At 65.4% G+C, this 12,096-nt stretch carries 13 protein-coding genes and 1 riboswitch; of the genes, 10 read left to right on the forward strand and 3 right to left on the reverse strand.

The window, feature by feature from the left end; genetic code table 11:
• Positions 1–144 precede the first annotated feature (144 nt).
• From lgt to AB7M16_RS14020, 8 genes are all read left to right on the forward strand, one after another.
• Positions 145–990 carry a prolipoprotein diacylglyceryl transferase gene (gene lgt / locus AB7M16_RS13985; protein ID WP_453944231.1) on the forward strand — a complete coding sequence of 282 codons (846 nt, stop codon included), beginning with the start codon at positions 145–147 and terminating at the stop codon, positions 988–990.
• 20 nt (positions 991–1,010) lie between these two features.
• Positions 1,011–2,129, forward strand: a complete 1,119-nt coding sequence (locus tag AB7M16_RS13990; protein ID WP_439401547.1) for an SAM-dependent methyltransferase — start codon at positions 1,011–1,013, stop codon at positions 2,127–2,129.
• Complete coding sequence (gene pgeF / locus AB7M16_RS13995) at positions 2,126–2,893, forward strand: peptidoglycan editing factor PgeF (RefSeq protein WP_453944232.1); 768 nt, start codon at positions 2,126–2,128, stop codon at positions 2,891–2,893. Before AB7M16_RS13990 ends, pgeF begins: the two co-directional genes overlap by 4 nt.
• Positions 2,894–3,006: 113 nt before the next feature.
• Positions 3,007–3,624 carry a hypothetical protein gene (locus AB7M16_RS14000; protein ID WP_453944233.1) on the forward strand — a complete coding sequence of 206 codons (618 nt, stop codon included), beginning with the start codon at positions 3,007–3,009 and terminating at the stop codon, positions 3,622–3,624.
• 194 nt (positions 3,625–3,818) lie between these two features.
• On the forward strand, positions 3,819–4,772 hold the full coding sequence (locus tag AB7M16_RS14005) for a ribose-phosphate pyrophosphokinase (RefSeq protein WP_172788752.1): 954 nt from the start codon (positions 3,819–3,821) through the stop codon (positions 4,770–4,772).
• 222 nt (positions 4,773–4,994) lie between these two features.
• Positions 4,995–6,023: a putative zinc-binding metallopeptidase gene (locus AB7M16_RS14010; RefSeq protein WP_172788753.1), complete on the forward strand. Its 1,029-nt coding sequence runs from the start codon at positions 4,995–4,997 to the stop codon at positions 6,021–6,023.
• Positions 6,020–7,054, forward strand: coding sequence for a D-alanine--D-alanine ligase family protein (locus AB7M16_RS14015; protein ID WP_453944234.1), 1,035 nt, complete (start codon positions 6,020–6,022; stop codon positions 7,052–7,054). Before AB7M16_RS14010 ends, AB7M16_RS14015 begins: the two co-directional genes overlap by 4 nt.
• A gap of 312 nt (positions 7,055–7,366) precedes the next feature.
• A complete protein-coding gene (locus AB7M16_RS14020) occupies positions 7,367–8,338 on the forward strand; it encodes an IS110 family transposase (protein WP_453944235.1) in 972 nt (323 codons plus the stop codon).
• A gap of 205 nt (positions 8,339–8,543) precedes the next feature.
• Here the strand turns inward: AB7M16_RS14020 and AB7M16_RS14025 are convergent, their stop codons facing one another.
• Positions 8,544–9,101, reverse strand: coding sequence for a 6,7-dimethyl-8-ribityllumazine synthase (locus tag AB7M16_RS14025; protein ID WP_453944236.1), 558 nt, complete (start codon positions 9,099–9,101; stop codon positions 8,544–8,546).
• 78 nt (positions 9,102–9,179) lie between these two features.
• Positions 9,180–9,339: riboswitch (FMN riboswitch) on the reverse strand.
• Between the two features lie 433 nt (positions 9,340–9,772).
• On the opposite strand from AB7M16_RS14025, the gene AB7M16_RS14030 reads away from it, so the two are divergent.
• Both AB7M16_RS14030 and proC read left to right on the forward strand, forming a co-directional pair.
• Positions 9,773–10,273, forward strand: a complete 501-nt coding sequence (locus AB7M16_RS14030) for a type III secretion system chaperone family protein (protein ID WP_212259371.1) — start codon at positions 9,773–9,775, stop codon at positions 10,271–10,273.
• A 198-nt stretch (positions 10,274–10,471) separates the two neighbouring features.
• A complete protein-coding gene (gene proC / locus AB7M16_RS14035) occupies positions 10,472–11,299 on the forward strand; it encodes a pyrroline-5-carboxylate reductase (protein ID WP_453944237.1) in 828 nt (275 codons plus the stop codon).
• Between the two features lie 103 nt (positions 11,300–11,402).
• Here proC and AB7M16_RS14040 read toward each other — a convergent pair whose 3' ends face one another.
• Positions 11,403–11,807 carry a thioesterase family protein gene (locus AB7M16_RS14040; RefSeq protein ID WP_453944238.1) on the reverse strand — a complete coding sequence of 135 codons (405 nt, stop codon included), beginning with the start codon at positions 11,805–11,807 and terminating at the stop codon, positions 11,403–11,405.
• A 53-nt stretch (positions 11,808–11,860) separates the two neighbouring features.
• Positions 11,861–12,064 (reverse strand): tautomerase family protein, encoded by a 204-nt coding sequence (locus AB7M16_RS14045; RefSeq protein ID WP_025033847.1) that lies wholly within the window; start codon positions 12,062–12,064, stop codon positions 11,861–11,863.
• Positions 12,065–12,096 lie beyond the last annotated feature (32 nt).

Here is a 12,096-nt window from a genome sequence, read left to right on the forward strand (position 1 = left end):
CGAGAACGGTTCAAGGGCGAAGCGGCGGTATCCTTGTCATGCGCCGGTTTCCTTGCAATCGTATTCAACGTCCCTGCATAAGAGGAATCACGGGGCGTCTGCGGCGCCCGACCGCCGCGATCCCGCTTGGACATAGAAGGCGCGATGCCGTTTCTGCTGATCGACTTTCCCGCCTTCAAGCCGATCGCGATCGAGATCGGCCCGTTCGCAATCCGCTGGTATGCCCTCGCCTATATCTGCGGCATCGTGTTCGGCTGGCTCTATGCGCGCTCGCTGCTGAAGAAGGAGCACCTGTGGGGCGGACCGGCGCCGATGTCGCTGGTGCAGATCGACGACTTCATCCTGTGGGTCACGCTCGGCATCATCCTCGGCGGCCGCACCGGCTACGTGCTGTTCTACAACCTGCCCTTCTTCATCGATCATCCCGCCGCGATCTTCAAATTGTGGGAGGGCGGGATGTCGTTCCACGGCGGCTTCCTCGGCTGCGTCGTCGCGGTGATGTGGTTCGCCTATCGTAACGGCATTTCGATCCTGTCGCTCGGCGACATCACCACCGCGGTCGCCCCGGTCGGGCTCTTGCTCGGACGCATCGCCAATTTCATCAACGGCGAATTGTGGGGCCGCGCCACGGACCCGAGCCTGCCCTGGGCGATGATCTTCCCCAACGACCCGACGCAGCTGCCGCGCCATCCGAGCCAGCTCTACCAAGCCGGCATGGAGGGTATCCTGCTGTTCACCGTGCTCGCGATCATGATCCGGTTCGGTGCGCTGAAGCGGCCCGGCATGATCCTCGGCGCCTTCATCCTGGTCTATGGCCTGGCCCGCATCGCCGGCGAGCATTTCCGCGAGCCGGACGCGCAGCTCGGTTTTCTCTGGGGCGGATTAACCATGGGCATGCTGTTGTCGATCCCGATGCTTATCGTCGGCGCCATACTTATTGTATGGGCTGTCAGGCGCGGTGCGCCGACGCCCGTCCAGGCCATTCGTTAATTGATTTCGAGAAGACCGCCGTGACCGACCAGCCGCTCCTCAACGAGATCAAGGCGCTGATCAAATCCTCTGGACCGATGCCGGTCTGGCGGTACATGGAACTGTGCCTGATGCATCCGCGCTACGGCTATTACGTCTCGCGCGATCCGCTCGGGCGCGAGGGCGATTTCACCACGGCGCCCGAAGTCAGCCAGATGTTCGGCGAGCTGTTGGGGTTGTGGACCGCCTCGGTGTGGAAGCAGATGGGCTCGCCGCAATTCTTGCGGCTGATCGAGCTCGGCCCCGGCCGCGGCACCATGATGGCGGATGCGCTGCGCGCTCTCCGCGTGCTGCCGCCGCTCTACCAGGCGCTCCACATCCACATGGTCGAGGTCAATCCCGTGTTGCGCGACCGGCAGAGCGCGACGCTCGCCAACGTGCGCAACATCGCCTGGCACGACAGCATCGACGAGGTGCCGGAAGGACCGAGCATCATCCTCGCCAACGAATATTTCGACGTGCTGCCGATCTACCAGATGGTCCGGCTCGAGAACGGCTGGCACGAGCGCGTGATCGAGATCGATCCCAACGGCAAGCTTCAGTTCGGCGCGGCGCCGGAGCCGACGCCCCGCTTCGACGTGCTGCTGCCGCCCCTGGTGCGCGCCGCCCCCATCGGTGCCGTGTTCGAGTGGCGCCCCGACGGCGAGATCATGAAGCTCGCCACGCGCGTGCGCGATCAGGACGGCGCGGCGCTGATCATCGATTACGGCCATCTACGCAGCGACGCCGGCGATACCTTCCAGGCCATCGCACGCCACACCTTCGCCGATCCCTTGAAGGCGCCGGGCCAGGCCGACGTCACCGCCCATGTCGATTTCCAGGCGCTGGCGCGCGCGGCCGAGGATGTCGGCGCGCGCGTGCATGGGCCGGTGACGCAAGGTGACTTCCTCAAGCGGATCGGCATCGACACCCGCGCCGCCGCCCTGATGCAGAAAGCTGCGCCCGACGTCGCCACCGACATTTCAGTGGCGCTCAAGCGCCTGACCGATACCGGGCGTGGCGGCATGGGCTCGATGTTCAAGGTGCTCGGCATCTCCGAGCCGCGGCTGACGGGCCTTGCCGGCCTCAGCGATCTCGAACAGGCAGGAGAGGCCTCATGACGATCGCTTCGTCGCTGCTGTCGGCAGTGCCCGGCCTCCGCCATGCCTTCTTCACCCGCGAAGGCGGCGTCTCCGGCGGGATCTATTCCGCGCTGAACGGCGGGCTCGGCTCCAACGACGACCAGGCCCTGGTCGCCGAGAACCGGCGCCGCATGGCCGAGCATGTCGGCGTCGCGCCGGAGCGCTTCATCAGCCTGCACCAGATCCATTCGCCCGACGTGCTCATTGCCGAGGCACCGTGGCCGAGCGGGCCGCGGCCGAAAGGCGATGCGCTGGTGACGAAGACGCCGGGCATCGCGCTCGGCGTCTCCACCGCCGATTGCGGGCCGGTGCTGTTCGTCGATCCCCAGGCACGCGTGATCGGCGGTGCGCATGCCGGCTGGAAGGGCGCGCTGACAGGCGTGCTGGAAGCGACCATCGCGGCGATGGAGAAGCTCGGCGCCACGCGCGGCGGCATCATCGCCGCGATCGGCCCCTTGATCCGCCAGGACAGCTACGAGGTCGGCAACGAGTTCGTCGCGCGCTTCATCGAGGCGGATGCGGAGAACGCTGTGTTCTTCATCCCGTCGGTACGCGAGGGCCACGCGATGTTCGACCTCGCCGGCTTCATCCGCAAGCGTCTGGAGGCCGCCGGCATCCTGATGATCGACGACCTCGGTCTCGACACCTACGCCGACGAGCGCTTCTTCAGCTATCGCCGCTCGGTGCATCGCAAGGAGCCGGATTACGGCCGCCACGTTCACGCGATTGCGCTGGAAGCGTGAACACACGGGCAACTCCGTGTTTTTCCGGGGCGATGCCCCGACACGATGACAGTGGCCTGTGTCGCGCCTGCCCTAGACCTTAATCGATTTTAACGATATCGCTGCCCTCCATAATGAGGGACGCGTCATTCATCTTCCGCCGCGCGGGTTCGCGCGTGCTGGCGGTCATGCTGCTGGCGGCAGCGGCCGCGCTTGGCGGCTGCGCCGGGGGTGGCGGCAGTGTCGCCAATTCCTATGCGATGGCGCCGAGCGCCGGCAGCGGGGCGACCGTTGCCTTCGAATCGATTGACGGCCCACCGCCGCAAGTGTTCGACCGCATGGTCGGCGTGCTCGACAGCGAATCCAAGCTGCGCAGCCTGTCCGTGGTCTCCCGCGAGGGCACGGCTGCCTATCGCGTGCGCAGCTACCTCTCCGCCCAGGTGGTGCGCGGCAAGACCGTGATCGCCTGGGTCTGGGACGTCTACGACGCCAACCAGCAGCGCGCGCTACGCCTCTCCGGCGAGGAACCGACCTCGGCCAAGGCTGGTCGCGACGCCTGGGCTGCTGCCGACGACCTCGTGCTGCGGAAGATCGCCCAGGCCGGATTCAGCGGACTTTCCAACATGATCAACGGAGCGCCGGATGCACCAGGCGCGGCTCCGGCGTTGCGGGGACCGGCAGTGGCAAGCGTCGTCAAGGACGCGCCCGCGCCTAACATGCCGGCCTCTGCGCTCGGCTATGCCGAGCAATAACCCCCGCTAAACCACGGCCGCAACTTGCGGCCAAGCCGTTGGCCCGACTCAGGATTTTCAAAGGGAAAACGTATCATCCCGGGTTGCCATTGCGGCCTTCCGCCTGATATTTCCTCGCCCGTCGTAACCGTGCTGCCAGCGGGTATTTTCTGATGTTGAAGGTCGTATCCAGCAAAGCGCGGGAGGAAGCGTCCATGTCGGCCAAAAACGGCTCCATCAAGCTCGTCGCCGGCAACTCCAATCCGGCCCTCGCCCAGGCGATCGCGCAAGGCCTCGACCTGCCGCTGACCAAGGCGGTGGTGCGGCGCTTCGCCGACATGGAGATCTTCGTCGAGATCCAGGAGAACGTCCGCGGCTCGGATGCCTTCGTCATCCAGTCGACCTCGTACCCCGCCAACGACCATCTGATGGAATTGCTCATCATCACCGACGCGCTGCGCCGCTCCTCGGCGCGCCGCATCACCGCGGTGCTGCCCTATTTCGGCTACGCCAGGCAGGACCGTAAGTCCGGTTCGCGCACGCCGATCTCGGCCAAGCTCGTCGCCAACATGATCACGCAGGCCGGCGTCGACCGCGTCATGACCCTCGACCTGCATGCCGGCCAGATCCAGGGCTTCTTCGACATTCCGACCGACAACCTCTTCGCCGCGCCGCTGATGGTGCGCGACATCAAGGACAAGTTCGACCTGACCAAGACGATGGTGGTCTCGCCCGACGTCGGCGGCGTCGCCCGCGCGCGCGGCCTCGCCAAGCGCATCAACACCCCGCTCGCCATCGTCGACAAGCGCCGCGAGCGCCCGGGTGAATCCGAGGTCATGAACGTGATCGGCGACGTCTCCGGCCACACCTGCATCCTCGTCGACGACATCGTCGATTCCGGCGGCACGCTGGTGAATGCGGCCGATGCGCTGCTCGCCAAGGGCGCCAAGGACGTCTACGCCTACATCACCCACGGCGTGCTCTCCGGCGGCGCCGCCGCCCGCATCGCCGGCTCCAGGCTGAAGGAGCTGGTGATCACCGACTCCATCCTGCCGACCGAGGCGGTGACCAAGGCGCCGAACATCCGCACGCTGCCAATCGCCAGCCTGATCTCGGACGCGATCGCGCGCACGGCGGCGGAAGAATCGGTGTCGAGCCTGTTCGACTGATTTTTTTGCGGCCGTCATTCCGGACGCCTGGAGGGAGGCCAACCGGGAATCCATCTTCCGGTCCGCGTAGATCGATGGATCCCGGCACGTGCTACGCACGCCCCGGAACGACGACCATCCCGCAACGCCACGGTCCCCGCATCACAGCCCCCGCGGGTTGTTGCCGTCGGCGACCCATGACATCATCCAGATACCGAGTCATCTCTGCCCTCTGGATGCCTGATGCCACGCCGGAAATTTGCTTGGGAGAAGCTGTCGGATGACGAGTTGCTCAAGCAACGCCTCCGCAGCCTGAGGGTTACGGTCGAAGGCACCTGGCTCGAGGACTGCGTCGGCACGCTCTACGAGGAACTCGAAGAGCGCGGCATCCGGCTGCGGCCGCACACATGGATCTCGAGCGAATGGTTCAGTCCGGGCGACGTGCCCGGCATCGCCATCCCCTTCTATCTCGCCCATCCGCGCCTGATGAAGCTCGAGAAGAAGATGATGTTCGACGTCGAGGGCGGAACCTGGCGCGAGTGCATGGCCATCCTCCGTCACGAGGCCGGGCATGCCTTGCAGCATGGTTACCAGCTGCAGCGGCGGCGGCGCTGGCAGCAGCTGTTCGGCCCATCGTCGAAGCACTACCCGCGCTACTACCGGCCCAATCCCGCCAGCCGGCGTTACGTTCAACACCTTCGGCTCTGGTACGCACAGAGCCATCCGGACGAAGATTTCGCCGAAACCTTTGCGGTGTGGCTACGGCCGCGCTCGAACTGGCGAACGCGATATGCCGGCTGGCCGGCGCTGAAGAAGCTCGAATATGTCGACGAGCTGATGAGCGAGATCGCTGGAAAGCGGCCGTCGATCACGACGCGGGAGCGCGTCGATCCGCTGGGTCGGCTCAGCCAGACACTCGAAGAGCACTACAAGAAAAAGCAGGCGTTCTACGCGTTCACGCCACCAAAGACCTACGACCGCGACCTCTCCCGGCTGTTTTCAGCCGACCCGCGGCACCATCGGTCAACGCCGGCCTCGACCCTGATCAGGCGGCACCGCGCCCAGATCAGGCAATTGGTCGCGCGCTGGACGGGCGAGAACCAGCTCACGCTCGATGCCGTGCTTGACGAGATGATCTCCCGCTGCCGCGATCTCGATTTGCGTGCCGTGGGCCCCGAACAGAAGCTCGTTCTCGATTTCATTGTCCTCGTGACCGCCAAGACGATGCACGCGCTGTTTGGCCCGTCTCGGCGCAAATGGATCGCGCTATGAGACGCCTCCGTATTCTCGTGCTGATGCATCCGGACTTCCTGCCGCCGGACTCCTCCGACGGATACACGCCGCAGGAGATCAACATCTGGAAAACGGAATACGACGTCGTCAGCACCTTGCGTGCGGCCGGCCACGAGGTGCGCCCGCTCGGTGCGCAGGAGGAAATCAGACCGATCCGCGAAGCGATCGAGGAGTTCAAGCCGCACGTGGTTTTCACGCTGCTGGAGGAGTTCCACTACAACGTCGCCTACGACCAGCACATCGCCAGCTATCTCGAGCTGATGAAGGTGCCCTACACCGGTTGCAACCCGCGTGGCCTGATCCTGGCGCGCGGCAAGGATCTGTCCAAGACGCTCGCGCATCACCGCCGTATCGCGGCGCCCGCCTTCGCCGTCTTCCCGATGCGCCGCAAGGTGAAACGGCCAAAACATCTTGCGCTGCCGCTGATCGTCAAGGCGCTGAACATGGACGGGTCCTTTGGCATATCGCAGGCCTCGATCGTCGATACCGACGAGAAGCTGGCGGAACGGGTCGCCTTCATCCATGAGCGCGTGGAGACCGCCGCCATCGCCGAGCAGTTCATCGAGGGTCGTGAGCTCTATGTCGGCGTGCTCGGCAACAACCGGCTGCGCGTCCTGCCGGTCTGGGAATTGAAGTTCGGCAGCATGGGCGGGCGCAGGTCACGCCACATCGCCACCGAAAAAGCCAAGCACGACACCGAGTACCAGGAACGCGTCGGCATCGTCGACGGGCCGGCGAATGACCTTGCGCCCGAAGTCACCGCACGCATCCAGCGTGCCGCGAAACGCATCTACCGGACGCTCGGCCTCGACGGTTACGCGCGCATCGATTTTCGTCTCGCCGCCGACGGCACGCCGTATTTCATCGAAGCGAATCCCAACCCGGAGATCGCCAAGAGCCAGGAATTCGCCACCGCGGCTCAGCACGACGGGCTGAACTATGGAGATCTTCTGCGTCGCATCCTGACGCTTGGGATCACCCGAGCCAAGGCGGGTGTGTCGCTGGGGTGACGAGAGGCGATCGCATCGCAGGGTGGGCAAAGGCTCAAAGCGTTGTGCCCACCCTTTTGTCTCGCGAGAAGAGGTGGGCACGCTTGCGCTTTGCCCACCCTTGTATTAGCGCGCCGGGTTAGGATGGCCCCGTTCCGTGAGGAATGGCCCAGCCCGGGTGGCCGCCCGAGCTGGGCCGCCGATCGATCGGATCGATGCCCACCGAAGCCTTGAAGGGCTGCGTTTCGTAGCAAGATCGCGGTCGGCACTTCATCGGGACCCGCATGGTTGAACGAACTTCAGGTTCGCATTCACAAGGGAGGGTCGAGGAAGATGGCCAAGCGTATCACGATCTGTGCCGGGATCGATACCGGCAAACATAAGCTCGACGTGGCGGTCGACGGCAGCTCGGAGCAATGGCAGGTCGACAACACGGTAGAAGGCCACCAGGCGCTGGTGGAGTGGCTGAAGCGCCGCAAGGTCAAGCGGATAGGGATCGAGGCCAGTGGAGGCTACGAGCAGGCGGTGGTCGCCGAGCTGCGGCGCAAGCGGTTCGTCGTCATCCTGTTTCAGCCGAAGCAGGTCTGTGCCTATGCCACGTTCCATCAGCTGCTGGCCAAGAACGACAAGATCGACGCGGCGCTGATCGCGATGTGCACTGCTGCGGTCAAGACGATCCATCCCGCTCCGGATCCGCGCCTGCAGCCCTTTGCCGAGCATCTGACGATGATCGACCAGATCACGGAGGACATCGCAAGACTGAAGAACCGGCTCGAGAGTTGCCGCGACACGCGGATTCAAGGGATTTGGAAGGCGCAGATCGCGCTCCTGGCCAAGTCCAAACGAGCCGAACTCAAAGCGCTGCTGGCGGCGATCCGCCAGCACCCTGATCTGGCCGCACGGCTCGATCTGATCTATAGCGTCGCCGGCTGCGGCCTGCCGACCGCCGTTGCCGTCCTGGTCAGGATGCCCGAGGTCGGCAACATCACGCGCGGGCCCGCTGCAGCTCTCGGCGGGCTGGCGCCTTATGACGACGACAGCGGCAATCACGCCGGCGCCCGTCACATCGAGGGTGGCCGCGAACGCCTGCGCCGGGCGCTCTACAACGCGGCTCTCGCGGCATCCTTCCGCTGGAATCCGCAGCTCAAGGCTCTGTACGCCCGCCTGATCGCAGCCGGCAAACGCCACAAATGCGCGCGCATCGCCTGCGCCAGAAAGCTGCTCGTCACCATCAACGCCGTCGTCGCCCGCGGAACTCCCTGGGTGGCCGAGGTGCCTCAACGCGCCAAGCTGCCCGCCGTCTGACCGCGTTTCTTTGTTCGATCAGGCGACCGTTTCTTCGTCCCGACCTGCCGCCACAACGACGCCGCGCGCAGCGGCCGTCAAGGCTGGCCGTCGCTCTGCTCTCGCCTCACACCCGCTGCTGAAAGGCCACGCCTTGACGGTCGCAAGCGCGGCGTCATGCTCAAGGCAATCGGGCGCCGCTTTAATGGTTGCTACGGCAGTGTGCCTACCCCACGATCCCCGCGGCGACCTGGCCGCGCAGGCGCTCCAGGCCGTGCAACGTCTCCGCGCAGGCGGTCGCGACCTCGACACCCTTGATCGCAAAGTGCTTGCGGAAGAAGTCGTAATGCACCTCGGTCTCGTGGAATTGCTGCGGCGTCAGCACGGCCGAGAACACCGGCACCTCGGTGCGCAGCTGCACGTCCATCAGCGCCTTGATCACGGTGTCGGCGACGAATTCGTGCCGGTAGATGCCGCCATCGACGACGAGGCCGGCCGCGACGATCGCGGTGTAGCGCCGCGTCTTGGCGAGGACCTGCGCGTGCAGCGGGATCTCGAACGAGCCCGGCACCTCGAACAGGTCGACATGGGTGAGGTGACGGGCTTCCGCCTCCTTCATGAAGGCGATGCGGGCTTCCGCGACCACGTCGCGGTGCCAGCAGGCCTGCACGAAGGCCACCCGCTGCGGTTTGGCGAAGCGCGGATGCGCAGGTGCCGGGTCCACGGGAACCGGCGGCGGCGTTTGGGACGTTTCGGTTTGGGGATCTTGCAGCATCTGATTCATGGCTTTCCTCGGTTTAAGGACCAGAATCAGGGCACACGGAACGACAAACAGCCGCATCGTCTCGATGCGTCTGCCAGCGACCGTTCTCTTTCATCCGGACTTTAACCGTCGGCTTCGGAGTTGCACCGAATCTGCTGACCCTTCCCTTCGGGATAACCCCTCGCGGAAGGCGCTCGCGGGCTTGGGCCTTTCGGCCCTTACCGCCGGTGGGGACTTTCACCCCGCCCTGAGAACATCGGCCGTCCGGGATGAACGGCCTGGTCGGAAATATGCCGCCGGCGGGCAGTCGCGGCAAGCGTGTTCCGCATGGGCAAAGCGCATGGTCCCATGCCCGGACGGCGGCCCAGCCCTCGCCCGGCGGAATTTGCGGCGAGCGCTTTTGCGGAATCCGATTCCGGTTTGTTCTCGTCCGTTAAGAATTGTGGCGGAGATGAGCTGTGGACGAACGAGTCCTGGCTTGTGGACGGACTCGCGACCCCGTTGCGCAGATTCCGCAAATCACATCACTTGATCCGCGACAGGCCCGCGCTGATCCGAGGGATCGCAACAGCGACTCCGAGGAGATTGCATAGGCTAATCCGAGGGGACGCCGTAGCGACGTTTAGGGAGCGCGTGCCGGGCCCAACCGCGTGCGTATCAAAGACAACAAGAAGGCAAGAGGTCGAGACGGCATGTCCCTGCTCGAAGGCACTATCGATTCCAGAAACCATCCGCTCGCGGTGGTCGAGGACATCGCCGCCAGCAACAACTGGCCGTTCGAACGCTCCGGCGAAGACGAACTCACGATTGTCTCCAAGGGACAATGGACCGACTACCAGCTCTCCTTCACCTGGATGGGCGAGATCGAGGCGCTGCATCTGGCCTGCGCCTTCGACATGAAGATTCCGCCCGCGCGCCGCGGCGAGGTGCAGCGGCTCGTCGCCGCCGTGAACGAGCAGCTGTGGGTCGGCCATTTCGACCTGTGGACCAACACCGGCATGGTGATGCACCGCCAGGCCCTGGTGCTGCCGGGCGGCCTCACCGCTTCGCCCGCGCAATGCGAAGTCATGCTCGCCGGCGCCATCCATGCCTGCGAGCGCTACTTCCCCGCGTTCCAGTTCGTGGTGTGGGCCGGCAAGACCACCGCGCAGGCCATGGACGCGGCGATGTTCGACACGGTCGGCGAGGCGTAGGGCTCGCCTCGCCCTCCGCCGTCGTCCCGGACGAGCGAAGCGAAGATCCGGGACCCATACCGTGATTCATCTTGTGGCACGCGGCTTGTTGCCAACACCTTGATCCATTAGAACCGGTCGTGGTTATGCGACGAGCGCAAACGCTCGCGCGGGGGTCCCTGCGTTCGCAGGGACGACACCTTTGCTTGGGTGATCACAGTGGCAACCAACAATCCTCTCCAGAACATCGCCGGCACCATCCTGCTCGCCGGCGCCGGCAAGATGGGCGGCGCGATGCTGACCGGATGGCTTTCGGGCGGGCTCGATCCGCGCCGCGTCGCTTTGATCGAGCCGCACATGGCGCCCGAGATCTCTGCGCTGGCCGCCAAGGGCGTCGTTCTCAATCCTGATGTGAAGACCTTGGGAGCGGTCGAGACGCTGGTCGTGGCGGTGAAGCCGCAAATGTTCCGCGAGGCTGGCGCCAAGCTGAAGCCGTTCGTCTCGGACAAGACCTCGGTGGTCTCGATCATGGCGGGCACCACGATCGCCTCGCTCCAGGCGGTCTGCGGCGGCGCCGTGGTGCGCGCGATGCCGAACACGCCGGCCGCAATCGGCCGCGGCATCACCGTCGCGGTCGCGGCGAACGACGTCAGCGCCGCGCAGCGCGCGATAGCGGATGCGTTGCTGCGCGCCACCGGCTCGGTCGAATGGGTCGAGGACGAAGGCTTGATGGATGCGGTCACCGCGGTGTCCGGCTCGGGCCCGGCCTATGTGTTCCTGCTCGCCGAAGAGCTCGCTCGCGCCGGCGTCGAAGCGGGATTGCCCGAAGCGCTCGCGACCAAGCTCGCCCGCGAGACCGTCGCCGGCTCCGGCGAGCTGCTCAACCAGTCGGAGCTGCCCCCTGCCACCTTGCGCCAGAACGTCACCTCGCCCGGCGGCACGACGGCCGCAGCGCTCGGCGTGCTGATGGGCGAGCCGGGCCTGCGCGATCTCATGATCCGCGCCATCGCGGCGGCGACGCAGCGGTCGAAGGAGCTGGCGAAGTAGGAAGCTGCGGTAGTGCCGTAGGGTGGGCAAAGCGCCGTGCCCACCACCTTTATACGAGTCTGAGGAGTGATGGTGGGCACGGCGCTTTGCGCCTTTGCCCACCCTACGATTTCGTGCCCGCGGCTAGCCGCTTGTTGAACATCTCGACATTCACCAGCCCGCGCGCGTGGCGGCCTTCGCCGAGCTTGCGCGTGCCCTCGAACGCCTCGACCTCGAAGCGGATGACGCGGCGCTCGACCGCGACCACCTTTGCGGTGGTCCGCACCGTCGCGCCGACCAGCGCGGCGGCAAGATGACGGATGTCGACCTCGGTACCGACAGTGACCCAGCCCGGCTGCAGCGCGGCGCGGATCGCATCGCCCGATGTCATCTCCATCTCCAGGATCATCATCGGCGTCGCATAGACAAATGGCATGCCGGACACGAAATGCCCGACCGTGCGCTCCACCGGAACCACCAGCGTGCGCTCGGCGCTCATGCCTGTTGTGATGAAGTCGCGTGCGTCCATGGTGCTTGCTCGCCATTCCGGGACGCAGCGCGCCCCGGAATGACGCTAACGTGTCACTTCTTCGCTGCTGCCGCGCGCTCCACGAAGGTCTTGCCGCCCTTCATCTTGTGGCGGAGCGGGGCTTCGTTGATCTGGATGACGACGGCATCGGCATCGACGCCGAGATTCTTCACCAGCGCCTGGGTGATGTCGCGCATCATGCCGGCCTTCTGCTCGTCGGTACGGCCTTCGGCCATGCTGATGGTGATCTCAGGCATTTTTCTCTCCCTGCTGCTCTGCTGCTGCCGTC

This window comes from Bradyrhizobium sp. USDA 372, from assembly GCF_053629095.1.

Excerpts from the sequence above, each read along its gene's own strand:
- lgt (WP_453944231.1), top strand. The coding sequence starts at position 145 with ATGCCGTTTCTGCTGATCGACTTTCCCGCCTTCAAGCCGATCGCGATC.
- pgeF (WP_453944232.1), top strand. The coding sequence starts at position 2,126 with ATGACGATCGCTTCGTCGCTGCTGTCGGCAGTGCCCGGCCTCCGCCAT.
- AB7M16_RS14000 (WP_453944233.1), top strand. The coding sequence starts at position 3,007 with ATGAGGGACGCGTCATTCATCTTCCGCCGCGCGGGTTCGCGCGTGCTG.
- AB7M16_RS14005 (WP_172788752.1), top strand. The coding sequence starts at position 3,819 with ATGTCGGCCAAAAACGGCTCCATCAAGCTCGTCGCCGGCAACTCCAAT.
- AB7M16_RS14010 (WP_172788753.1), top strand. The coding sequence starts at position 4,995 with ATGCCACGCCGGAAATTTGCTTGGGAGAAGCTGTCGGATGACGAGTTG.
- AB7M16_RS14015 (WP_453944234.1), top strand. The coding sequence starts at position 6,020 with ATGAGACGCCTCCGTATTCTCGTGCTGATGCATCCGGACTTCCTGCCG.
- AB7M16_RS14020 (WP_453944235.1), top strand. The coding sequence starts at position 7,367 with ATGGCCAAGCGTATCACGATCTGTGCCGGGATCGATACCGGCAAACAT.
- AB7M16_RS14025 (WP_453944236.1), bottom strand. The coding sequence starts at position 9,101 with ATGAATCAGATGCTGCAAGATCCCCAAACCGAAACGTCCCAAACGCCG.
- AB7M16_RS14030 (WP_212259371.1), top strand. The coding sequence starts at position 9,773 with ATGTCCCTGCTCGAAGGCACTATCGATTCCAGAAACCATCCGCTCGCG.
- AB7M16_RS14040 (WP_453944238.1), bottom strand. The coding sequence starts at position 11,807 with ATGGACGCACGCGACTTCATCACAACAGGCATGAGCGCCGAGCGCACG.
- AB7M16_RS14045 (WP_025033847.1), bottom strand. The coding sequence starts at position 12,064 with ATGCCTGAGATCACCATCAGCATGGCCGAAGGCCGTACCGACGAGCAG.